Annotated in this window: 23 protein-coding genes and 2 tRNA genes; 8 read left to right on the top strand and 17 right to left on the bottom strand. The window is 68.6% G+C overall.

All coding sequences use genetic code 11. The annotated features are described in order from the left end of the window. Positions 1–78: 78 nt before the first annotated feature. The 3 genes from P0Y41_RS13050 to P0Y41_RS13040 all read right to left on the bottom strand — a co-directional run bounded on the left by P0Y41_RS13050 (position 79) and on the right by P0Y41_RS13040 (position 3,512). Entirely contained in the window at positions 79–1,227 is a 1,149-nt protein-coding gene (locus tag P0Y41_RS13050; protein ID WP_284061749.1) for an acyl-CoA dehydrogenase family protein, read from the bottom strand. A 100-nt stretch (positions 1,228–1,327) separates the two neighbouring features. Next, positions 1,328–2,188, bottom strand: coding sequence for an alpha/beta fold hydrolase (locus tag P0Y41_RS13045; RefSeq protein ID WP_284061748.1), 861 nt, complete (start codon positions 2,186–2,188; stop codon positions 1,328–1,330). A gap of 100 nt (positions 2,189–2,288) precedes the next feature. Continuing rightward, the gene (locus P0Y41_RS13040; protein WP_284061747.1) at positions 2,289–3,512 is read right to left on the bottom strand and encodes an acyl-CoA dehydrogenase family protein; all 1,224 of its coding nucleotides are present in this window, start codon (positions 3,510–3,512) and stop codon (positions 2,289–2,291) included. 133 nt (positions 3,513–3,645) lie between these two features. Here P0Y41_RS13040 and P0Y41_RS13035 point away from each other — a divergent pair, with 133 nt between their 5' ends. After that, a complete protein-coding gene (locus P0Y41_RS13035; RefSeq protein ID WP_284061746.1) occupies positions 3,646–4,716 on the top strand; it encodes a phosphotransferase family protein in 1,071 nt (356 codons plus the stop codon). 108 nt (positions 4,717–4,824) lie between these two features. Continuing rightward, entirely contained in the window at positions 4,825–5,796 is a 972-nt protein-coding gene (locus P0Y41_RS13030; RefSeq protein WP_284061745.1) for an alpha/beta fold hydrolase, read from the top strand. A 17-nt stretch (positions 5,797–5,813) separates the two neighbouring features. Here the strand turns inward: P0Y41_RS13030 and P0Y41_RS13025 are convergent, their stop codons facing one another. The 10 genes from P0Y41_RS13025 to P0Y41_RS12980 form a co-directional block, all read right to left on the bottom strand. Then, positions 5,814–6,209 carry a Zn-ribbon domain-containing OB-fold protein gene (locus P0Y41_RS13025; RefSeq protein WP_284061744.1) on the bottom strand — a complete coding sequence of 132 codons (396 nt, stop codon included), beginning with the start codon at positions 6,207–6,209 and terminating at the stop codon, positions 5,814–5,816. Continuing rightward, on the bottom strand, positions 6,206–7,372 hold the full coding sequence (locus tag P0Y41_RS13020) for a thiolase domain-containing protein (RefSeq protein ID WP_284061743.1): 1,167 nt from the start codon (positions 7,370–7,372) through the stop codon (positions 6,206–6,208). The genes P0Y41_RS13025 and P0Y41_RS13020 overlap by 4 nt, the downstream gene beginning before the upstream one ends. 211 nt (positions 7,373–7,583) lie before the next feature. After that, positions 7,584–8,114, bottom strand: coding sequence for a 50S ribosomal protein L16 (locus P0Y41_RS13015; RefSeq protein ID WP_284061742.1), 531 nt, complete (start codon positions 8,112–8,114; stop codon positions 7,584–7,586). Between the two features lie 143 nt (positions 8,115–8,257). Further along, entirely contained in the window at positions 8,258–9,022 is a 765-nt protein-coding gene (gene nucS / locus P0Y41_RS13010; protein ID WP_284061741.1) for an endonuclease NucS, read from the bottom strand. Between the two features lie 246 nt (positions 9,023–9,268). Next, entirely contained in the window at positions 9,269–9,463 is a 195-nt protein-coding gene (locus tag P0Y41_RS13005; RefSeq protein WP_073307057.1) for a cold-shock protein, read from the bottom strand. A gap of 138 nt (positions 9,464–9,601) precedes the next feature. Further along, positions 9,602–9,916, bottom strand: a complete 315-nt coding sequence (locus P0Y41_RS13000; protein WP_284061740.1) for an EthD family reductase — start codon at positions 9,914–9,916, stop codon at positions 9,602–9,604. A gap of 60 nt (positions 9,917–9,976) precedes the next feature. Then, a complete protein-coding gene (locus P0Y41_RS12995) occupies positions 9,977–10,405 on the bottom strand; it encodes a DoxX family protein (protein ID WP_284061739.1) in 429 nt (142 codons plus the stop codon). A gap of 235 nt (positions 10,406–10,640) precedes the next feature. After that, positions 10,641–10,714 (bottom strand) — tRNA-Phe (locus P0Y41_RS12990). Between the two features lie 60 nt (positions 10,715–10,774). Then, complete coding sequence (locus tag P0Y41_RS12985; RefSeq protein WP_284061738.1) at positions 10,775–11,353, bottom strand: hypothetical protein; 579 nt, start codon at positions 11,351–11,353, stop codon at positions 10,775–10,777. 164 nt (positions 11,354–11,517) lie between these two features. Then, complete coding sequence (locus P0Y41_RS12980; protein ID WP_284061737.1) at positions 11,518–12,864, bottom strand: sodium-dependent transporter; 1,347 nt, start codon at positions 12,862–12,864, stop codon at positions 11,518–11,520. A gap of 188 nt (positions 12,865–13,052) precedes the next feature. Between P0Y41_RS12980 and P0Y41_RS12975 the strand changes: the two genes are divergently transcribed. Continuing rightward, positions 13,053–14,405, top strand: a complete 1,353-nt coding sequence (locus tag P0Y41_RS12975) for an FAD-dependent oxidoreductase (RefSeq protein ID WP_284061736.1) — start codon at positions 13,053–13,055, stop codon at positions 14,403–14,405. 264 nt (positions 14,406–14,669) lie between these two features. On the opposite strand, the gene P0Y41_RS12970 is transcribed toward P0Y41_RS12975, so the two are convergent. Beyond that, positions 14,670–14,742, bottom strand: a tRNA-Val gene (locus tag P0Y41_RS12970). An 83-nt stretch (positions 14,743–14,825) separates the two neighbouring features. Here P0Y41_RS12970 and P0Y41_RS12965 point away from each other — a divergent pair. From P0Y41_RS12965 to P0Y41_RS12950, 4 genes are all read left to right on the top strand, one after another. Continuing rightward, entirely contained in the window at positions 14,826–15,320 is a 495-nt protein-coding gene (locus P0Y41_RS12965) for a DUF192 domain-containing protein (protein ID WP_284061735.1), read from the top strand. 99 nt (positions 15,321–15,419) lie between these two features. Then, a complete protein-coding gene (locus tag P0Y41_RS12960; protein WP_284061734.1) occupies positions 15,420–17,348 on the top strand; it encodes an ABC transporter ATP-binding protein in 1,929 nt (642 codons plus the stop codon). 333 nt (positions 17,349–17,681) lie between these two features. Continuing rightward, complete coding sequence (locus tag P0Y41_RS12955) at positions 17,682–18,911, top strand: phosphoglycerate kinase (RefSeq protein WP_284061733.1); 1,230 nt, start codon at positions 17,682–17,684, stop codon at positions 18,909–18,911. Positions 18,912–18,949: 38 nt separating this feature from the next. Continuing rightward, the gene (locus P0Y41_RS12950; protein WP_284061732.1) at positions 18,950–19,465 is read left to right on the top strand and encodes a metallophosphoesterase; all 516 of its coding nucleotides are present in this window, start codon (positions 18,950–18,952) and stop codon (positions 19,463–19,465) included. A 134-nt stretch (positions 19,466–19,599) separates the two neighbouring features. Here P0Y41_RS12950 and P0Y41_RS12945 read toward each other — a convergent pair whose 3' ends face one another. Then, on the bottom strand, positions 19,600–20,676 hold the full coding sequence (locus P0Y41_RS12945) for a type II glyceraldehyde-3-phosphate dehydrogenase (protein WP_284061731.1): 1,077 nt from the start codon (positions 20,674–20,676) through the stop codon (positions 19,600–19,602). Positions 20,677–20,863: 187 nt separating this feature from the next. Between P0Y41_RS12945 and P0Y41_RS12940 the strand changes: the two genes are divergently transcribed. Then, entirely contained in the window at positions 20,864–21,811 is a 948-nt protein-coding gene (locus P0Y41_RS12940) for an aminopeptidase (RefSeq protein ID WP_284061730.1), read from the top strand. A gap of 117 nt (positions 21,812–21,928) precedes the next feature. Here P0Y41_RS12940 and P0Y41_RS12935 read toward each other — a convergent pair whose 3' ends face one another. Then, a complete protein-coding gene (locus tag P0Y41_RS12935) occupies positions 21,929–22,378 on the bottom strand; it encodes a DUF6653 family protein (protein ID WP_284061729.1) in 450 nt (149 codons plus the stop codon). A 94-nt stretch (positions 22,379–22,472) separates the two neighbouring features. Continuing rightward, positions 22,473–23,063 (bottom strand): DUF7504 family protein, encoded by a 591-nt coding sequence (locus P0Y41_RS12930; protein WP_284061728.1) that lies wholly within the window; start codon positions 23,061–23,063, stop codon positions 22,473–22,475. Between the last annotated feature and the right edge of the window lie 105 nt (positions 23,064–23,168).

Below are 23,168 nucleotides of genomic sequence, written 5' to 3'. Positions count from 1 at the left end.
CCGCCCCGGATCGCCGGCAGCCAGTCGGGTGGATGGCTGTCGAGAGCCGGAGCGTAGTCGAGCGGGTCGCTCCGCCGGTCAGAATATCTGGTCGGAGATGATGTTCTTCTGGATCTCGGAGGTCCCCTCGTAGATCTTCGTGATCCGGGCGTCGCGGTAGAAGCGCTCGGCGGGGTGGTCGGTGACGAAGCCGGCGCCGCCGTGGACCTGAATCCCCTCGTCGGCGACGTCGACGGCGCGCTCGGAGGCGAACAGCTTCGCCATCGACGCGAACTTCGCCGCCAGCTGGTCGTTGCCGTCCGCGTCGACGACGGACGCGGCGCGGTAGACGAGCGAGCGAGCCGCCTCCACGTCGGTCGCCATCTCCGCCACCTTGTGCGAGATCGCCTGGTACTCTTTGATCTCCTGTCCGCCCTGCTCGCGTTCGCCCGCGTACTCGACCGCGGCGTCGAGCGCGCCCTGGGCGGCGCCGACCGCCTGGGCGGCGACGGAGGTGCGCCCGCCGGCGAAGAAGGCCATCAGCTGGTAGAAGCCCTGATCGACCGCGCCGATCACGTGGTCCTCGGGGACGCGCACGTCGTTTAGGCGTATCTCCGCCAGGTCGGACGCGCGTATCCCGAGCTTGTTGTCGATCTTCGTCGGCTCGAAGCCGTCGCGGTCGGCCTCGACGAGGAACGCGGTGATTCCGCGGTGACGCTCCTCGGGGGAGGTCTTCGCCATCACGACCGCCACGTCGGCGATGGTGCCGTTGGTGATCCACATCTTGTCGCCGTTGAGCACCCACTCGCCGGCGTCCTCGTCCAACTCCGCGCGGGTCTCGATCCCGGCCACGTCGGAACCGTGGGCCGGCTCGGAGATGCACGAGCAGGTGGCCGCGTCGCCGGCGGCGACCTGCGGGAGCCACTCGTCTTTCATCCACTCGTCGCCGAACTCCTGGATCATCGTCGTGCCGAAGCCCCGGGAGCCGATCGCGCTCCCGATGCCGGGGTCCGCGCGCCACAGCTCCTCCGTCACGACCGCCGAGGTCAACAGGTCCATCCCGGCACCGCCGTACTCCTCGGAGATCGTCGGCGCTACCAGATCGTATCGGGCCGCCTGATCGACGAGGTCGTGCGGGTACTCGCGCTGCTCGTCGTGCTCGCGGGCGACGGGCCGGATCTCGTTTTCGCCGAACTCCCGGACAACGTCGCGGATCGCCTCCTGCTCGCTCGAAAGCTGGAACGACATGTCGGCTCTCGATTTTCCATCGCTAAATAGCCACCGCCGGTTCTCGGACCCGAGGGAGCCGTCGCAAACGCCTTCGGTGAGCGCGGCGAACGACGGCGGGTCACTCCGCGAGGAACGCGCGGACCTCGTCGCGGTACGCCTCGGTCCGGTCGTGGGTCACCCAGTGGTAGGCGTCGTCGAGGGCGACGACCCGGGCGTCGCCCGCGACGGCGTCGGCGAGGCGGTCGGCGTTGTCGATCGGTTGGAGGACGTCGTCTGCGCCCCACAGACACAGCGTCTCGGCGGTGATCGCGCCGTAGTCGATGCAGGTCGTGTGGTTGGTGTTCGTCGCGACGGCCGCCCGGGCCAGCGCCGTCCGGCCGCCCTCGCGGGCCCACGGCGCTTTCATCCCGGCGACGAACGCCTCGTCGGCCTCGCCGTGGGCGCCCTCGGCGAACAGGAAGTCCATGTTCTCCTCGAACTCGTCGTCGTCCCACCCCTCGACGACGCCGGGGACGCCCAGCGAATTGATATACTCGACCGGCCACGAGTCGAAGCAGGCGACGTTCGACAACACCAGCTTGCGGACCTGTGACGACCGCGCGGCCGCATAGCGGAGGGCGACCCCGCCGCCGATGTCGTGGGCGACGAGGTCAACCCGGTTGTACGGCGACTCCGCGATCAGATCGGCGAGCACGCTCGTTTGCGCCCGAACCGATCGGTCGAAGTCGTCGGTGCGCTGGGAGTTGCCGTAACCGGCGAAGTCCGGGGCGATAACGTGTCGGTCCTCGGCGACCGCGGGGGCGATCCCCCGCCACAGGAACGACCACGTCGGGATCCCGTGCAGGAATATCACCGGCGGGCCGCCGTTGTCGCGGCCGGCCTCGTAGTACGTCACGTCGAGTTCCCGGCCGTCGACGGCGGCCGTCGTCGCCGACTGCGCCGCCGTCCACGCCTCGTGGTCCGCGTCGAGTGTCACCATGGCAACCCCATCGCGCGCGGGGGTGAAAAATCGCGGCGGCGGGTCCGGCCGGGTGCAGCGTCGGCAGCCCCCGGTCGTCGGTCCGACTCCCCGGCGCCGCTTACTCGCTCGGGTCGCCGTATCGCGTCACGTTCGCCAGCTCCGACTCGTCCACGTCGGAGAACGCCTCGCGGGCGATGACGCGCCGGTGGACCTCGTCGGCGCCGTCGATGATCCGGAACTGCCGGACCGACTCGTAGAAGTCGCCGATCGGGAGGTCCTTCCCGATCCCGTTGGCGCCGCACAGCTGGAGGGCACTGTCGACGATCTCCTGCACCGTGTTGGCGGCGAACGTCTTGCTCATCGCCACCTGCACGCGGGCCTCCTCGCCGCGGTCGATGCGGTCTGCGGCGTCGCGCACCATCGTCCGCACGGCGTGCAGCTCCGTCTCCGCGTCGGCGACCTCGTGGCGGACGGCCTGCTTGTCCGCGATCGGACCGCCGAACGCCTCGCGCTCGCTGGTGTAGGCTTTCGCCACGTCGAGCGCGCGCTCGGCCATCCCCGCGAAGCGCATGCAGTGGGTGAGCCGCGCGGGACCGAGCCGCTGTTGGGCGTGGGCGAATCCCTCGTTCAGCGTTCCGAGGAGGTTCTCCTCGGGAACGCGCACGCCGTCGTAGGTGATCTCCGCGTGACCGACGCCGGTGACCTCGCCGCCCACGTGGGGGACGTCGCGGACGACGGACACGCCCGGCGTGTCCGCGGGCACGAGGAACAGCGAGCAGCCTTCGTACGGGTGCGCGTCGGGGTCGGTGCGCGCCATCACGATGAGCACGTCCGCCTCGGTGCCGCCGGTGGTCCACCACTTGTGCCCGTCGATCACCCACTCGTCGCCGTCCTTCTCCGCCTCGGTCCGGATCATCTTCGGGTCCGAGCCGCCGCCCTGCATCGGCTCGGTCATCGAGAAGCCCGAGGAGATCTCGCCGGCGACGAGCGGCCGTAGCCACCGCTCCTGCTGCTCGTCGGTCCCCAGCAGTTCCAGGGTGTGCATGTTCCCCTCGTCGGGCGCATCGACGCGACACGCGGCCGCGCCCAACAGCGACCGCCCCGCCTGTTCGAACATGAGGAGCACGTCGCGGAAGGCCATTCCCATCCCGCCGAACTCCTCGCCGATCTGCGGGCAGAACACGTCGTACTCGCGAGCCGCCTCGCGCAGGTCCGCCAGCTGCTCGTCGCGTACGGGACCGTCGCCGAGTACTTCCCGCTCCACGGGGAGCACCTCCTCGTCGACGAACTCGCGCGTTCGTTCCGCGAGCGCGCGGGCCGCTTCGCTGTCGTCATACTCCATACCTCAGGGATCCGCCGCCGGGGCAAAACACTACCCCCGAACCGCCGTGCGAACCGCGGGTTGGGGGCGGTCGATCCGCCGAACGGACCCGCGACCCCCGGCGTTTTTCGTCGCCGGTGTGCAAGCGACTCGCATGTCCGACGACTCCGAGGCGTACTTCCGGCGCCTCGTCGATCCCGACGCGCTGGGCGACCGCCTCGCAGCGGAACTGGGTCCGGTCGAGGAGTTCGACGTGCGCCGTCACCCGGAGGGCCACTCCAACGAGACGCTGTTCGTCACGTACGGCGACCGCGAGCTTGTGATCCGGCGACCGCCCCCCGGTGCGACCGCCGAGACGGCCCACGACGTGCTCCGGGAGTACCGCGTGATGGACGCGCTGCAGGACACTCCCGTCCCCCTCCCCGAAACGGTGCTCGCGTGCGACGACCACGCGGTCATCGGCTCGGACTTCTACGTGATGGGCAAGCGCGCGGGGGACGTGCTCCGGGACGACGAGCCCGAGCGCTTCGCCGCGCCCGAGCACCGCCGCCGCGTCGGCGAGGAGCTGGTCGACACGCTCGCGGCGATCCACGCGGTCGACCCAGCGGCAGTCGGCCTCGGCGACTTCGGCCGTCCCGCGGGGTTCACCGAGCGCCAGGTGAACCGGTGGGCAAAGCAGTTCGAGTGGGCGTTCGAGGTGACCGCCGAGGACCGCGCTGTCCCCGAGATCGCGGCGGTGACCGAGTGGCTCCGGGAGAACTGCCCCGACGCCCACGAGCACGCGCTCGTCCACGGCGACTACAAGCTCGACAACGTCATGTTCGCGCCGGGGACGCCGCCCGAGTTGGTGGCGGTCCTCGACTGGGAACTGTCGGCCCTGGGCGACCCGCTGACCGACCTCGGGTGGATGCTCTCGTTCTGGCGTGACCCCGGTGATCCCGCGCCGGCGACGCCGGACCTCACGTCGACGTTCATGGAGCGCGACGGCTACCCGAGCCGCCGGGACCTGGTCGCGCGCTACGAGGACGCGACCGGGATCGACTACGAACACGACCGCTTCTACCGGACGCTCGCGGTGTACAAACTCGCCGCCCTCGGAGAGATGTTCTACCGGCGGTACCTAGAGGGCAACAGCGACGACCCGCTGTACCCGACGATGGAGACGCGAGTGCCGGCGTTAGCCGCGCGGTGTCTGCGGATCATCGAGGGCGAGGAGCCGCTGTAGTGCGGTCGAACCGAGGGCGACGACGGCGGATCGTCACAGCGGCCGCGTGTGAACCGATGTCGCGCGGTTGCCACGCGAACTAAGTTCTCGGCGGCACTACGGTCGCGTATGACTCTTCGATCGAAACTCTCCTCGGCCGTCACGTACGCCGCCCTCGGCGCGGGCGTCGCCGTCGCCGCGACCCGGGCGCTTCGCGCGAAGGCGGGCGAACTCGAACCGCCCCTGGAGGGGGTCCAGCAGACGTACCGCTGGCGCGGGATGGACGTTTCCTACACGGAAGCCGGCGACGAGGGCGACGAGACGATCGTGCTCCTCCACGGCATCAACGCCGCCGGCTCCGCAGGCGAGTGGCGCGAGGTGTTCGCCGACCTCTCGAAGGAGTATCACGTCGTCGCGCCCGATCTCCCCGGGTTCGGCCGGTCGGACCGCCCGCCGCTGCGCTACTCGGCGGCGCTGTACGAGGACTTCGTCCGCGACTTCCTCGCGGCGTTCGAGGCGCCGCGCGTCGTCGCCTCGTCGCTGACAGGCGCGTACGTCGCCGGCGTCGCCGGCGATCGCGACCTCGCGGACCTCACGCTCGTGTGTCCGACGGCCATCGCCGGCCCCGAGCCCCCGAAGGCCGCCGTTCGGGAACTGATCCGGGCGCCGATCGTCGGCGACGCGGTCTTCGGGCTGCTCGCCTCGAAGCCCTCCATCGCCTACTTCAACGCCGACCACGGCTACTGGGACCCAGAGAAGGCCGGCGACGACTGGCCCGACTACGAGTGGCGCACGACCCACCAGAAGAACGCCCGGTTCGCCCCCGCGTCGTTCGTCTCCGGCTTCCTCAACAGCGACGTGGATCTGGCGAGCGCCCTCGGCGCCCTCGACGTGCCGACCACGATCGTGTGGGGCCGAGAGGCCGACCTCCCGCCGCTGTCCGAGGGACGCGACCTCGCGGAGGCGGCCAACTGTGAGCTCGTCGTGTTCGACGACGCGATGCTGCTTCCCCACGTCGAGTTCGGCGACCAGTTCGTCGACGTCGTCGCCGGCGAACGCCCCGACGAGACGGTGACCGTGGAACAGGAAACCGAGGAGTAGGCCCTCCCGCTCTTCGACTACGCCGACCGGAACACGACGAGCCGGTTCCCGGTCGCGTCGTTGCGCTCCACGTCGGGCCGTACCGCGGTTCCGATCGCGACCTCGTCGGCCGACAGCCCGCGGACGATCCCCGTTACTCGAACCGTTCCGAAGTTCACGACCGCGGTGACGTACGGCGGGTCCTCGCCGAACCCGGAGGGCGCGACGTGGATCTCCGAGAACGTCTCGACCTCGCCGGTCTCCGGCAGCGCCTCCTCCGCGAGGTCGGTGCTCCCGCACTCGGGGCACACGCGTCGCGGCGGGAGGCTCCCGTGGCCGTTCGCACACTCGATGAAGTAGCCGCCCTCGGCGAGCGAGTCGGCCCACTCGTCGTAGCCCGTGTCTGCGGGTGCGGCGGGATCCGACTCGCTCATTCGGCCACCTCCAGCACGTGAACGACGGCGCTGGCGACCGTCCCGCCCGCGTTGTGGGTGAGCCCGACGGTCGCGTCGGGGACCGCGTCGCTGTTGGGGTGGTCCCCCCGGAGCAGCCGGGTCATCTCCGCGATCTGCGAGCCGCCGGTGGCGCCGACCGGGTGTCCTTTCGCCTTCAGGCCGCCCGAGAGGTTCACCGGGAGGTCGCCGTCGCGGGTGGTATCGCCGCGGCGAGCGGCGCCGATCCCCTCGCCGGAGTCGAACAGGTCCAGCGCCTCCAGCGCCATCACCTCCGCGATGGTGAAGCAGTCGTGGACCTCCGCGAGGTCGACCTCGTCGCTGGCGACGCCGGCGTCGCCGTACGCCTCGGCGGCCGCGTCGGTGGCGGCGGGGGTGCGCGCCATGTCCGCGCGGTCCTGGAGGGCGGCGCGGTCGCCGCCCTGTCCCGTGCCGGTGATCGCGACCGGCGCCTCGATGTCGTGTTCTGCGGCGTACTCCTCGGAGACGAGCACGAGCGCGCTCGCGCCGTCGGTGATCGGGCACGCGTCGAACAGGTGCAGCGGGGAGGCGACAGCCGGCGAGTCGAGCGCCTGCTCGACGGTGATCTCCCGTTGATACTGCGCGTACTCGTTGTTCACGGCGTTGGCGTGGTTCTTCGCCGCGACGTGCGCCAGGTCCTCGCGATCGCCGCCGTACTCGTCGAAGTACGCGCGCGCCATCAGCGCGTACGCCCCGGGGAAGGTGACGCCCGCCCGAACTTCGAACAGCTCGTCGGCGGCGACCGCCAGCGACTCGGTCACCTCCGCCGTCGAAAGGTTCGTCATCCGCTCCATCCCGCCGGCGAGCATCACGTCGTTCTCGCCCGAACGGACCGCGCGGACGGCCTCGCGGACGGCAACGCCCGCGGACGCGCACGCCTCCTCGTAGCGGGTGCCCGCACAGCGTAAGCCCGCGGCTTCCGCCATCAGCGGCGCCTGGTGGCCCTGGCGCTCCGCGAGCGCGCCCATGAAGTTCCCGTAGTTGAGGTGCTCCACGTCCTCGCCGGGGACGCCGGCGTCGTCGAGCGCCGCGAGCGCCGCCTCAGCGAACAGGTCCCGGCCGGTTCGCCCGGCGTGCTCGCCGAACGGCGTCAGCCCGACACCCGCGACACGTACTCCTGTCATGTGGTGTCGATGCTCGCTCGCGGGCCAAAGACCTGCCGGAGTTCCGCGTCGTTGCCGCCGCTGTCCGGCATTGTGACTCGGATTCGCGTTGTCGTTTTACCAGAGGATCGTCGCGGGCGACGGGGACAGCGCGCGCGGCAGTGACCTCACAGACGGTAGTGCCGTCGCTCGAGAGTCGAATCCGAAGAACCGCGACCGCGAGCCGTCCGAGTTATCGGACGAGCAGGTCTTCGCCCTGCTCCACGACGATGCGGAACGGCGGGGACATCTTGTTGTACGCGCGGCGGAACGCCTCCTTGACAGCGTCGGCCTGGTCGACGTCGACGTAGGCGGTGAAGACGGTCTCGCCGGCTTTCATGCGGGCGGCGGTGCCGACCGGCTTGCCGAACGCCTGGCGCATCCCGTCGGAGACACGGTCGGCGCCCGCGCCGGTCGCCTGCTTGTTCTCGCGCAGGATCTGATGCGGGAACTTCCGCAGGACCATCTTGTAGTTCCCCTCGCCCAGTTCGCGGATGAGGTGGCGGTTGGCCGACAGGCGCGCCGACTCCAGCGACCCGTGGCGGAGCTGGACGTCCTCTTCGGTGACGAGCGAGATGTGGACCGGGTAGTCTTCGGGGTCCTTCGTCAGGTCGCCCATGTTGTGCTGTGCGATCTTCGAGCCCGGAATACCGGTGACGTAATCCCGTCGCGTGTACGACGGCTTGTCGATCTTCCGGTACATGGAGGCCGGTTTGTCGGACATGGTTACTTGTCCGTGTCGACGGCGGTGGCGTGGTTAAAGCCTACGTTTCGCCCGTCGGCCGCGCGACCGCGCCCCGCTGAGGGAGTCCGGCTCGCTCGGGGCCGCGATCCACGGGTTCCGAGTCCTGAGTCGCGGATCACGAGTCACGAGCCGTCGGCGTCGGCCGCGTCGGCGTCGCCATCGCCGTTCCCCGCCGGCGGCTCCGCGGCGACGTGTTCGAGTCCCTCGTCTGCGAGCAGGGCGCGAGCGCGGTCGGTGATCGAGGGCGCGAGCAGCACCCCGCGGACCTCGGTGCCGTCGGGCTCCTCGCGTTCGATGGCGCTGACGTACCGCGCGAGTTGGCCCGCGGCGTCGGGACCGACGCGGCGCCGCTTCAGTTCGACGACGACCGGTCGCCCCGCGGCGTCGCGACCGAACACGTCGATAGGGCCCGCGTCGGACGCACGCTCGCTCGCCAGCGGCTCGAACCCGTCCTCGACGAGCGCGGGGTCGGCGAGCACCCGCTCCTTGAGGTCGGCCTCGCTGCCGATGACCTCGACCGATCGTCCGCCGGTGACGCCGTAGGCGGTGAGTTGCTCGACGACGGAGAATCGCACGTCGAGCGTCTCCGCCGGCGACGTGCGGACGCTGCGGACGCGCAGGCGCCCGTCGCGCACCGCCGCGCGGTGTTCGCTCCCCGGCGGCTGCCAGTTCACCGGCGTGCGCCCCTCGTCGGTGTGTACCAGCGACGAGCCGTCCGGTTTGAGCACGAGCAGTCGCGCACCGGGCCCCAGCGAGGAGGCGGCACGGCCGTCGTACTCGACCGTACAGGTGCCAAACAGCGTGACCAGATCGCCGCGGTCGAACGCCGCCTCCAGTTCCCACAGCGCCTCGCGGTGCGCCGGCTCGTGGAGCGTCGTCGCCGTCACCGCGACCACCGCCGACGCGAGGGTCGCCGAACCGTGTTCACGTCGGTGGGTTCGGCGCGGGCGAAAATAAGCGACGCGCCGAGCCGTCCGGACGCGTAGAACCGTCCAGACCTGTCGAGGCCGTGGCTGGCGAGCGCCCGCGGGCTCGTCGCGTCCGGCCCGTCCGGACGGCGACGCGGTCGCTCGCTATCGGGTTAAAAAACGGTGAAAACTGCGGTACGGTCTCTCGACCGACTCGTCGGAACCTTACAGGCGCTGCAGGTTCTTCGCGCGGGGGCCCTTCTCGGCCTCCTCGATATCGAACTCGACCTCCTGACCTTCCTCCAGGTCGGGGCCGCCGACGTCCTCCATGTGGAAGAAAACGTCCTCGTCCGCGTCCTCAGTCTCGATGAATCCGTAGCCGCCGGTGTCGTTGAAGAAGTCGACCTTCCCAGTTGCCATACACGACACGAGCGGAGGACGACAGTTAACCCTTCCGAGTCACCGGCGCGCGTGTGAACGACCCACTCACGGCGGCGAGATCAGCCCTATTTCGGCCCAGATACCTCGATCTTTCCGTCTCTTACCGCCTGCGACGGGTCAATCGACGACGACCTCCTCCTCGAGGACGACGCGCTCGGCGGCGTCCATGTCGGCGAACGACTCGGCGTCGGCGGTCACCTCGCGGCCGAGGTCGGAGTCGAACGCCGCTCCCATGCTCTCACCGTCGGAGAAGTACAGCTCCGCGAGCGCGTCGTACGACGCGGACTCGGGATCGGCCGGGAACGAGACGGTGTACCGTTCGAGCCCGGGGAGGTCGGCCGCGAGCGGCGCGTGTTCCTCCACGTAGTACGCTCGGAACTCCTCGAACGACTGGTCCCCGCTCCGGTTGAGCGTAATCGCGAGCTTCGTCATGGTTCGCTTCGGCTTCGCGGACGGGAGTCATAAGATCCGCGGGAGATTGGTTCGACGGCGTTAGCCCGACTCCTCGGAGTCGGCTTCCGCGTACCACCACGCCCACGCGACCAGGACGCCCTGGAGCGGGAGCCGAAGCCACAGACCCGCGTCGTAGAGCCTCTCCGCGCGCTCGGGGAGCGGATTCGCCCCCACGTCGCGGACGGCCATGTTAACGTTCGCGGGAAACACCGCCACCAGCAACGCGATCAGGCCTTTCGCAGACATCTGGCGTGTTCGGGGGATCAACACGCCGATTCCGAGGACGACCTCGGCCAGACCCGAGAGGTACACGAGCGCGCGGGGAGCGGGCAACTCCCGGGGGACGATCCGTTCGAACGGCTTCGGCGCGAGGAAGTGCAGTACACCGGCAACGATGTAGAGCAGCCCCATCAGGAACAACAACGGGCGTTTGAAACGGTCGAGTCCGAGATCAGATTCGTCGGCCATCCGGATCGACACTGGACCACCACCGCATTAGCGTTGTCCCCGAGTCTTCGATGGGATGGCTCGAAACGGACGCTTCGCTCGCGACGGGCAGTTCGAAAAGTGCTGTCCCCCCGAGTCGAGCGGAGAGGGATGTCGGGGCGCGTCCGGCTCCCGGTTGAAATCACGCGACAGTTTCGGGGATCAAGCGGCCCGGAGGCTACGCTGTCCGGTAACTGATAACCGAGGAAATTCGGGATGCCGCCTCCCCGATTTGAACGGGGGACAGCTCGATCTTCAGTCGAGTGCTCTCCCAATCTGAGCTAAGGCGGCTCACCTCAACGAACCCCGGCAGTATGAAAAAGCGTTTCGAATCGCCACGCGGGCCGGCGGTCACAGCGCGTTGCGGCGCTCCTTGAACGTGATCGTCACGTCGTCGGACTCGACGGTCGTGACGATCGTGATCCACCCGTCCTCCTGCTGGATCTGGTACCCCTCAGAGTACGAGAGTTCCACCCGGCTCGTCTCCGTGGTCGATCCATCAGCCTCGAGTGACCCCACGTCGCGCGTTCCTTCCCACACCTTGTCGTCCGAGGCAGTGGAGTTGCCGGCGAAGATCTGCGTGTACACGCTGATTCCCGTCGCCGTCTCGTTTCGGTTGTTGTCGAGGCGAACGGTCACGTCACGGCAGGTCTGACCGCACTCCTCGATCGACGTGACGGCGAACGTGTACGGCGGCAGAGAGTCGACGTCGTCCGAGCCGTCGGACGCTGTACTCTCGCCGTCGCTCCCGCCGTCCGACGATCCGCCCGCATCGCCGTACACCGTCCCGGTCGACTCCGGAGTCTCCGTCACCGCGTCGGACTGACCGCCGCCGATGTCGCCCAGCGGGCCGACGCCGGCGATGAACGCCGCGGCACCGCCGACGGCGACGACGAGAACGACGACACCGACGGCACCGACAGCCCTCATGTTCACCGAGCCACCACCCCGCGAGTGCGTTCGTGCATCGACAGTCCCTATCGACTCGGTTACTAAAAGAGGATGCACCCGTTGGGCCGGCTCAACTCGGATTAAGCTGAGTTTGGGACGGACCCCGCGACGGGGCGATCGAGAAGGCGGGAGATTCGGCCCGGCTACCCGAGGATCACGGGGGCCGAGAGCACCCCGGCTTTGACCAGCAGCGACTGGATTCCGAGCAACAGCGTCCCGCCGATGGCGACCGGGATTACGATCCGGATCCACCACAGCCACACGGTCGAGAAGTCGTCCCCGAACGAGCTCCCGAGGTCCAGTTCCTCGGCCAACTGGTCGTCGGCGACCCAGCCGACGAACACCGCGATGACCAACACCGCGAGCGGCAACAGGAGGTTGAACACGACGTCGTTGTACCAGCCGAGGATTCCGGTGTCAAGGGCGGTCGGCACGCCGGCGATCGCGACGAGCACGCCGAGGCCCACCGCCGTCGGCGTTCGGTCGTAGCCGGTCCGATCCACGACGAAGGACGTGGGTACCTCGAGGAGGCTGATCGAACTGGACAGCGCGGCGAGCAGGAGCACGACGAAGAACCCGAGTCCGATAGCCTGACCGCCCGGGATCTGGCTGAACGCGCTAGCGAGGGCGGTGAACGCTGTGCCGGCCCCGCCGGATTCGGGGACGGCCCCCTCGATGGCGAACAGCACCGGGAAGACGACGAACCCCGCGAGGAGGGCGACCAGCGTGTTCACGACGACGATGGCCGACCCGTCGGCCGGGAGGCTGTCGTCGCGCCCGAGGTACGACGAGTAGGCGATCATCACCCCGAACCCGAGCGAGAGGGTGAAAAACGCCTGCCCGACGGCCGAGGGGACGATCCCGGCGAGGTCGCCCGCGATCACGCTCACGTCCGGGGAGAGGTAGTACGAGTACCCGTCGCTTGCGCCGTCGAGCGTGCTCACCCAGACGGCCAGTCCGCCGATGAGGACGAAGATCGCGGGAACCATCACCTTCGTCGCGCGCTCGATGCCGTCGGTGACTCCGAGGGCGACGATCCCGATCGTCAGGGCCATGAACACTGCGTGGGTGGCGACCGCGATCGGGCCCGCGGAGACGGCGCCGAAGTACGCCCCGGGGTCGCCGAGGTAGGCGCCGGTGACACTGCCGACGATGTAGCTCAACACCCATCCGCCGACGACGCTGTAGAACGCCAGCGTCACGAACGACCCGACGACACCTAGCCCGCCCGCGACCGACCACTCACCGAAGCCCAGCGACCGGAACGCCTCGACGGCGTTCTGCTCGCTTCGTCGTCCGATGACGAACTCGCCGAGCATCGCGGGGAACCCGATCAGAAACACCGCCAGCAGGTAGACGACGAGAAACGCCGCGCCGCCGTTGGAGGCGGTCTGGAAGGGGAACGACCAGATGTTTCCGAGCCCGACCGCGCTGCCGACGGCGGCGAGGATGAAGCCGACTCGTGAGGTCCACGTCTCCCGTTCGCTCATAGTTCGTCCGCACAGATTCCGCAGATACGGATGATTCCTTCGGACCGTTGTAAATCGTGTTGTAAGCGAGATACGATTGGGGGCGTGACGGAACACCGCCCGGCGTCCGACGACCCGGCGGCGACGCCGGACGAAAAGAAGATGAGTTATCTGCCTGCAGTAGCGCAGTGTAGATAGCACCTACCACAATGTCCGACTACGACCTCGTTATCGTCGGCGGAGGTATCAGCGGTGCGTCGCTGTTGTACACGACGGCGAAGTTCACCGATATCGGGTCGATCGCGCTGATCGAGAAGGAGCCGGAGGTCGCCGCGATCAACTCCCATCACACGAACAACTCCCAGACGCTGCACTTCGGGGACATCGAGACGAACTACACCCTGGAGAAGGCCGAGGAGGTCAAGGAGGGCGCCGAGCTGCTGGCCGGCTACCTCGAGAACCAGGACGCCGACCGGGAGATGCACGCCAAGCGCAGCAAGATGGTGCTGGGTGTCGGCGACGAGGAGGTCGAGAAACTGGAGCAGCGGTACCACGAGAACGGGTTCGGGGACCTCTTTCCGAAGCTCCGACCGATCGGCCGCGAGGAGATCGGCGAGATCGAGCCGAAGGTCGTCGAAGGGCGCGACTCGGACACGGACATGCTCGCGCTCCAGACGCCCGACGGCTACGTCGTCGACTACGGCGAGACGACGAAGTCCTTCGTCGAGCAGGCCCGCGAGGAGGCGACCGTCGACATCAAAACCGGGACGGCGGTCGAGTCGGTCGAGCCGACGCCCGAGGGCTACACGTTCGAGACGAGCGCCGGGCGGGTCGAATCCGAGGCGGCCGTCGTCGCCGCCGGTTCGCACAGCCTGCAGATGGCGAAACAGCTGGGATACGGCCAGAACAAGGTCCTGCTCCCCGTCGCCGGCAGCTTCTTCCTCGCCGACGATCTCCTGAACGGGAAGGTGTACACGCTGCAGATGAAGAAGCTCCCCTTCGCGGCCATCCACGGCGACGCGGACGTTCACGACCGGAGCGTGACGCGGTTCGGCCCGACCGCGAAGCTCGTTCCCGCGCTCGAACGCGGGCGCCTCTCGACGGTGCCCGACTTCCTCGACGTGTTCGGGCTCAACGCCGCGTCGTTCCTCAGCTACGCCAACATCCTCGCCGACCGCATCCTCCTGCCGTACGTGCTCCGGAACCTCGTGTACGACATCCCGTCCATCGGGCCCAAGCAGTTCCTCCCGCACGTCCAGAAGGTCGTCCCGAGCGTCGAACTCGACGACATCGAGCGCGCCAAGGGCTACGGCGGCGTTCGCCCGCAGATCGTCGACACCGAGCAGCGCTCGCTCGACATGGGCGAGGCGAAGATCGTCGGCAAGGACATCATCTTCAACATCACACCCTCCCCCGGCGCCTCGACGTGCCTGAAGAACGCGATGCGCGACACCCACACGCTGATGGACTTCTTCGACGGCGAGTACTCCTTCGACGAGGAGGCGTTCCGCGAGGAGACGATCGAGAACTTCCCGTACGCGGACGCCGCCCCGGCCCAGTAACGTCGCTTCCGATACCTCGCCGGCGACGCTCCCGGCTACGCCGACACCGGACCCCCGACTCCGGACACGCCGGACACCTCCGACCGCTCGCCGCTTCGCTCCTCAGTAACTCGGCTGCAGAACTGGGCTCGGGCGGAGTTGAACCGGAGCAAGACGTGCTCACTCGCTTCGCTCGTTGCGCGCGACTTGCAGGGTTCAACTCCTGACACGCCAGACGCCGCCGACGGCTCGTCGCTCCGCTCCTCGCCGTGTCGGCGGCAGAACTGGGCTCGGGCGGAGTTGAACCACCGATCTCTTCCTTGTAAGGGAAGCGTCATAACCACTAGACCACGAGCCCGTACCCGGATACATCGCCCGCGCTCGAATAACGCTTACCTTTTGCCCGATATCCTTTCCCGCCTCCCACCCGACGGTCTCCCTATGGTCGCCCGTCGCCGCGTCGTGCCCGCGCTCGTCGCGCTGCTGGTCGTACTGGCCGGCTGCACCGGAACCGTCGCGAACGTCGCGAACGACGACGAGTACGATCGCACGACCGTCACCGTCGTCGACGAGCGCGGCGCCGAACTCGGGACCGTGGACGCACGCGTCGCCGACACCTACAGCAAACGCTATACCGGGCTCTCCGACACCGAGTCGCTCGGCGAGAACGAGGGGATGCTGTTCGTCCACGACTCTGAGGGCCAGTACGCGTACGTGATGCGCGAGATGGCCTTCCCGATCGACATCGTGTTCATCGCCGCCAACGGCACGGTCACCCGCATCCACCACGCCGAACTCCCGCCGAGGGGAACGAGCGAGTCCGAGCTCCGACGGTACCGCGGAACCGGGAACTACGTGCTCGAAGTGCCGTACGGCTGGACCGACGATCACGACGTGTGCGAGGGCGACACCGTCGAGATCGCCGGCGACTACTGAGTCGCCACGGCGGGCGGTGACGGCAGTGCCCTCGCCGGCATCGAAGTATTTCGATTCGAAGCGAACCGTTTAGGGTTCTGGTGTCGCTGAGAGTATGTAATGAGTCATCCCTCCGACGAGGACGACCCCTTCGAGGATATCCGTGAGAAGACGGATAATCCGATGAAGCGGTTGTTCTCGGAGTACGGGTCCAGAAATCTCCCGTACTTCGGGCTGGGCTTTTTCGGCAGCGTCGCCGCGCGGGTCCTCGATCTGCTCCCGCCGCTCCTCCTCGGGATCGCGATCGACGCCGTGTTCGAGCAGAACATCCCATTCGACCTCCCGTTGGTGCCCGCGAGCGTCATCCCGACGGGCCCCCGGGACCAGCTACTGTTCACCGTCGGGATCATCGCGTTCGCGTTCTTCGGCGGGTCGGTGTTCCACTGGATCCGCAACTTCGGCTGGAACTCCTTCGCCCAGAACATCCAACACGACATCCGGACGGACACCTACGACAAGATGCAGCGCCTGAACATGGACTTCTTCGCCGAGAAGCAGACCGGCGAGATGATGTCCGTGCTCTCGAACGACGTGAACCGGCTGGAGCGGTTCCTCAACGACGGCATGAACTCCGCGTTCCGGCTGTCGGTGATGGTGCTCGGTATCGCGGCCATCATGTTCTGGTTGAACCCCCGGCTGGCGGTCGTCTCGCTCCTTCCGGTCCCCGTCATCGCCGCCGTGACCTGGAAGTTCATCGACGTGATCCAGCCGAAGTACGCCGACGTGCGCAAGACCGTCGGCCACCTCAACTCCCGGCTGGAGAATAACCTCGGGGGCATCAAGGTGATCAAGACGTTCAACACCGAGGGCTTCGAGTCCGACCGCGTCGACGACGTCTCCGGCGAGTACTACGACGCCAACTGGGATGCCATCACGACGCGGATCAAGTTCTTCCCGGCCCTCCGGGTCATCGCAGGCGTCGGCTTCGTCATCACCTTCGCCGTGGGCGGCCTGTGGGTGCTCGGCGAGGCGCCGCTGTGGCTGACCGGCGGCGACGACTTGACCGTCGGCGTGTTCACGACGTTCATCCTCTACACCCAGCGGTTCATCTGGCCGATGGCGCAGTTCGGCTCCATCATCAACATGTACCAGCGCGCCCGCGCGTCCAGCGCGCGCCTGTTCGGCCTCATGGACACGCCCTCCCGGATCGTCGAGGACCCGGCCGCCGAGGACCTCGTCGTCGACGACGGGGAGGTCGTCTACGACGACGTGACGTTCGGCTACGACGAGGAGACCATCGTCGACGACATTTCCTTCGAGGTCGACGGGGGCGACACGCTCGCGCTCGTCGGTCCGACCGGCGCCGGGAAGTCGACGGTCCTGAAGCTCCTCCTCCGCATGTACGACGTGGAGGGGGGAAGCATCGAGATCGACGGACAGGACATCCGCGACGTGACGATCCCGAGCCTGCGCCGGTCGCTCGGCTACGTGAGCCAGGACACGTTCATGTTCTACGGGACGGTCCGCGACAACATCGCCTACGGTACCTTCGAGGCGGACGAGGAGTCGATCGTCGAGGCCGCGAAGGCCGCGGAGGCGCACGAGTTTATCACCAACCTCCCGGAGGGCTACGACACCGAGATCGGCGAGCGCGGCGTGAAGCTCTCGGGCGGACAGCGCCAGCGGCTCTCTATCGCCCGCGCGGTCCTGAAGGACCCCGAGATCCTCGTGCTCGACGAGGCGACCTCGGACGTGGACACGGAGACGGAGATGCTGATCCAGCGCTCCATCGACAAGCTGACAGAGGACCGAACGACGTTCGCGATCGCCCACCGCCTGTCGACGATCAAGGACGCCGACCAGATCCTCGTGCTGGAGGACGGTCGGATCGCCGAGCGCGGCAGCCACGAGGAGCTCCTGAGCGAGGACGGCCTCTACGGGCACCTGTGGGGCGTACAGGCCGGCGAGATCGACGAACTCCCGCAGGAGTTCATCGACCGCGCGGCCGAGCGCGCCTCCCGGACCGAGGCGGAAGCGAGCGACGACTAGGCCGGGGCGTCGAGGGGCCGGGGCGGCTCCTCCGAATCGAATCGGTCACGAACGGTTCGCACGCACCTTCTTCAGCGATACCCCACCAGCGCGCCCGATGCGCTGAGCGCGAGGGGACGTCAGGAGGCGGAGTGCGAGGCCGGCAGAAGGAGGCCTCGATGCGAACGGCGACGGCCGTGAGCGCGCGTGGCCCGACGACGCGTCGACAGGGCGGGAACTCCGACGGGAGCCCCGCCTGCGCTCCGAGCACGGCCACCTGTCGCCACGGGTCACCAGCGACGGCGTCCGCGCTATCCGCGCCTTCTAAGTCGCTCACGGTCGACCGTCCGCGTGATGAGCACCTTCCGCACCCTCGACGATCTGCCCGCCGAGCAGCGCGTCCTGGTCCGTCTCGATCTCAACTCCCCGGTCGAGGACGGCGTCGTCCAGGACAACCGCCGCTTCTCTCGCCACGCCGAGACAGTCGCGGAACTCGCCGAGGCGGGCCACCGCGTCGCGCTCATGGCCCACCAGGGGCGTCCGGGCAGAGACACCTTCCTCTCGCTGGAACAGCACGCCGACATCCTCACCGAGCACGCCGGCGTCGACGTCGACTTCGTCGCCGACACCTTCGGCGACGACGCGCTCGCCGCCGTCCGCGACCTCGACGCGGGCGACGTGCTCCTGCTGGAGAACACTCGGATGACCGACGACGAGTTACCGGAGAAGGAGCCCGAGGAGCACGCCGACAGCGACTTCGTCGAGACGCTCGCGCCGGAGTTCGACGCCTACGTGAATGACGCGTACTCCGCCGCACACCGCAAGCACGCCTCGCTGGTCGGCTTCCCCCTGAGACTCCCGAGCTACGCGGGCCGCGTGATGCAGACGGAGTACGAGGCAAACACCGCCATCGCCGAGCGCGAGTTCGACGGCGACGTGACGATGGTCGTCGGCGGGACGAAGGCGACTGACGTCATCGGTGTCATGGAGGCGCTTGACGAGAAAGTCGACCGGTTCCTCCTCGGCGGCGTCGCCGGCGAGCTGTTCCTCCGCGCCGCGGGCTACCCCGTCGGCGAGGACGTCGAGACGGACCTGTTCGACGGCCAGTGGGGCGCCAACGAGGAGACGATCCGCTCGGTGCTCGACGAGCGGCGCGACCAGGTGACACTCGCCACCGATCTCGCGTTCGAGGGTGCCGACGGGGCACGCGATGAGGTCGCCGTCGGCGATCTCATCGAGAAGACCCAGTCGTTCCTCGACATCGGATCCGGGACCGTCGCGGAGTACGTACCGGTCATCCGCGACTCGGAGGCCGTATTCGTCAAGGGCGCCCTGGGCGTGTTCGAGGACGAGCGCTTCAGCGTCGGCACCGTCGGGGTGCTGGAGGCGATCGCCGACACCGACTGCTTCTCTGTCGTCGGCGGCGGCGACACCTCCCGCGCGATCACGATGTACGGGATGTCAGAGGACGACTTCTCGCACGTCTCGATCGCCGGCGGCGCCTACATCCGCGCGCTGACCGGGGAGCCGCTGCCGGCGATCGAACTGCTGGTCAGCAGCGCCGAGGGAGAGATCGCGGACTGAGCCGGGCGTTTGATGCGCCGGGCGACCGAACGCGGGGTATGCTCGTCGGCGTCGTCTCCGACACCCACGACAACGCACAGTACGTCGAAGCGGCGGTCGACGCGTTCGCAGACGCCGCTGTCGACGTCGCGATCCACTGCGGCGACATCGTCGCGCCGTTCTCGGCGACCCCGTTCGAACCGGGTTCGGGCGACAACCCGGACGCGGACTGGGCGTTCCACGCCGTCCGCGGCAACAACGACGGCGAGTGGGCGCTGGCGGACGCGGTCGACGCGTTCGGCACCTACCACGGCGAGTTCGCGGAACTGACGCTCGGAAGCGCCGAGTTCGCCGTCTATCACGGGACGAGCGAGCCCATCGTCGACGCGCTGCTCGCCAGCGGCAGCTACGACTACGTCTGTCGCGGGCACACCCACGAGCGCGTCCACGAGGAGCGCGACGGCACAGTTCACCTCAATCCGGGCGGGGTCCCGATACCCGGTCGCGAGAAGGGGCCCTCGGCGGCGCTGGTCGACACCGCGTCCGGCGAGGTGTCCTTCGAGAGGCTGGGGTAGCTCGCTCCGTTCGCGCCGCTTGCACCCCGGCTGGTTCGTGGCCTCGTTTCCTCGACGTCGATTTCCTCGTGGGCGGGGCGATACGGGGGCCGCTCCGCCATCCACTCGATGCCTCCCTTCCGGTCGGCCACGCCTCAGTCGTCGCCGTTGCTCTTCGGCACTACGCGCTGGCGCTGGCCGTCGAACAGCGATTCGAGGCCGACGCCGAGCGTTTCGTCGGTCTTCGCCATACTCGTCTCGCGGTCCTCCCAGTCGAGCAGCGCTCGGATCGCGTCGATGTTCTCGGGGATCACGTCCGACTCCTGGTGGATCGACTGGAACAGGTACAGGTCCGAGCCCTCCATGGAGACGGAGTCCTCCCAGATGCAGTTCTCCCAGAGGTCGCCCCGCGGGCGACCCGTGTCCATCGCGAACTCCTTCAGCTTCCCCGTTCCGTCGATCCCCGTCTCCTCGGGGACGATGAACAGCCGCGACTCCGCCGAGAGCAGGTCGCGCACCTCCGCCGCCGTTGGCGCCGAGTCGAGGGTGACGTTCACCGAATGGAGGTGCATGAGCGTCGCCGGCACCTTCACGCCGAGCGTGTCGATGTCTACGTCGGGGAGGATCGTGTTCACGTCCGGGCCGTGGTGTGAGGGGATCGAGACGGGGTCCGGGAGGATGTCGTTGATCGGGCCGCGGGAGGTCTGCCCCGGGTCACCGCCGCGGCGGACGAGCGTGACGCGAGACTTCTCGACGCCGTACGTCTCGATCAGCGGCGTGAGCAGCCGCGAGAGCCCGGTCGTGTTGCACGAGACGACGCGGGCGGTGTCGACGTCGTCCGCCCGCGCGCGGTCATAGTTGGAGCGGGCGTTGAAACTCACGTCGGCGACGTCCGCGTCCTCCCCGCCCTGGAAGATGGCGGGCGTGTCGTAGCGCTCGTACAGCTCGCGGTTGTCTGCACCGATGCCGGAGGGCGTCGTATCGACGATCACGTCGGCGGTCATCACCATGTCCACGACCTCGCCGGCGAGGTCGATCCCGGCCTCGTGAAACAGGTCCGCGCGGTCCGGGATCGCGGCGTACAGCGGGTAGCCCTTCCTGACCGCCGCCTCCGCCTCGTAGTTCGGGCGGGTCTTCGCCACGCCCGTCAACTGCATGTCGGGCTGTGCGGCCACCGCGTCGGCGACGCGCTTGCCGATCGTGCCGTAGCCGTTGACGCCCACCTGGATCATTGTCAGTTGGTCCTTCGTCACCGGGGTTAATCGTTACGGGTTCGTTAATCAGAAAGCAACTACATATCGAGTAAGCGCCAAGAATTCGGCGGAATCGCTCGATCGGGGACCGCAGAGACCGACCGGCACGCGGTCCTCGCGACCGCCGCTCCGACAGGACCAAACCGGATCGGATCCCAGCGTCGGTATGGACGACGACCTCCGCGCGGCGGCCGAAACGGCGATCCACCAGTGCCTGGACCTCGGGAGCGACGAGTCGCTCGCGGTCGTCACCGACGACAAGCGCGAGGCGATCGGCGAGGCCCTCTATGCCGTCGCCAGCGAGGTCACCGACGACGCGAGTATCGTCCGCTACCCGCCCGCGGGCCAACACGGAACGGAGCCGCCGGCGCCCGTCGCAGCCGCGATGCGAGAAGCCGACGCCTTCCTCGCACCGACGACGAAAAGCCTCAGCCACACTCGCGCCCGCGGCAACGCTTGCGGGGCGGGCGCCCGCGGCGCGACGCTGCCGGGGATCACCCGCGAGGTGTTCGTCACCGGGCTCGACGCCGACTACGAGACGATCGCGCGCCACTGCGCGGACGTGCGCGCGCAGGTCGACGACGCCGACGAGATCCGCGTCACGACGGCGGCGGGGACCGACATCACGTTCGAGCCCGGCGACCGCGAGTTCCTGTCCGACACCGGAGACGTGAGCGAGCCCGGCTCCTTCTCGAATCTCCCGGCCGGAGAGGTGTTCGTCAGCCCCAAAACCGCAGACGGCACGTACGTCGTGGACGGGACGATGATGCCGTACGGCCTGCTGGACGGTCGCGAACTCCGCTTCGAAGTCGAGGACGGCTTCGTCACCGACATCTCCGACGACGAGGTGCGCGAGCAGGTCGAGGCGGCCGCCGAGGAGGTCGGTCGCGACGCGTACAACCTCGCGGAGTTGGGCATCGGAACGAACGTCGGCGTCACTGCCCTCGTCGGCTCCGTGCTGCTCGACGAGAAGGCCGCCGGCACCGTTCACATCGCCATCGGCGACGACGCGGGCATCGGCGGCGACACCGACGCGCCCCTGCACCTCGACGGGATCGTGACCGATCCGACCGTGTACGCGGACGGCGAGGAAATCGACCTGCCGGAACCGTAGCGCCGCGGCTCACCGGTACGACCGCGTTCTCCAGCTACCCTGCGGTCTTCATGGACCAGCGTCACCCAGAATCAGGGCCTCCCGATCATCCTCCTCCCGAATCAGCGTCCTCCCGAATCAGCGCCTTCCGGCAGTTTCACCGCTCCACCGCCGCTCCAGTCCCCACACGTACGCCAGCTTCAGCGCCATCGATGCCGCCCCCGCGATGACGGCTCGGACCGGTCGGCGTCGGTAAGCGGCGTACAGCGCATAGGCGGTGACGGGCGCCGAAAAGGCGTTCAGGCGGTCCCAGCCGCCGGGCGACACGTCGCCGCGGAGCCACGCGCGCTCGGCGTCGACGACGCGGGTCATCCACGCCGGGTCGCCCTCGGGGCTGCGGTCGACGCGGGGAAAGGCGACCGGGTTGACGACGGTCCAGCCGAGCGCGACCGCAAGCACTCGGCGATCGCGGGTGTAGGCAGCCGCCAGCAACAACGGGACCGAGAGCAGCCGAGACCAGCCGCTCTTGGGGTTCGCGTGGCGCTCCCAGAAGCTGTCGAGGTCGCCGAATCGGCGTTGGAGACCCATACGCGAACGACGCGCGGCGGGTGCATCAGCGTGTCGCGGCCCCGCGAGTGCGGGCCGGAGTACTGCAGGGTGTGTCGCCGTCGCGAGTGGCCCGTCAGTTGACCCGCCGGACCGCGTCGAACAGCCCCTGGACTGTCGAGACGGTCTGATCCTCGTGCGCCTTCGGGTCGAGGTAGAACTGCGCGCGGGCGCCGACGCGGTGGACGCCGGTGACGAGCGTGTGGAGGAATCGGTACGCCACGCTGAGGTCGACGTACTGGAGGAGCGCGGTCACCGAGTCGAACGCGACGAAGAGGCCTCCCTGCCCGCGAGCCTCCGCCAGCGCGTCCTGCCACTTCATGCACAATCCGGTGAGGTCCTGCGGGTGGGCGCCCTCGACGGCGAACGACCCGCCGTCGGCGGCGACTCGCGGCCCGGGGATCTCCCCGGTTCCCGAGGCGTCAACGATCAGGTGACACGGAGGCGCGCCGACCTCGGCGCGCCAGCGCTCGTGGAGCGCCACCGGGTCCGTGTCGTAGGTGAACTCCACGACCGTCGGGTGCTCGACGTACCCCGCGACCGCCTGCCGCTTCACCGTCGTCCGGCGTTCGGGGCCCGGCGGTGTCAACACCAATTCGGCCTTCGACGACCGCGAGCGCTCGTCGTCCCGGGATCCCACTCCCTGCTGCGTTCCACTCCTGCTCATCTGCGTATCCCGGCGGACGCGACGACTGTATATAATCCATCCGTCGGAGTTCTCAGCCCGTAGAATCGCGGGCGGGCGGAGCCAGACGGTCTCGCGGGACGTCAC

Source organism: Halobaculum halobium (assembly GCF_030127145.1).
In the GTDB taxonomy this organism is placed as follows: Archaea; Halobacteriota; Halobacteria; order Halobacteriales; family Haloferacaceae; genus Halobaculum; species Halobaculum halobium.
This window is presented reverse-complemented; position numbering and strand designations above follow the sequence as displayed.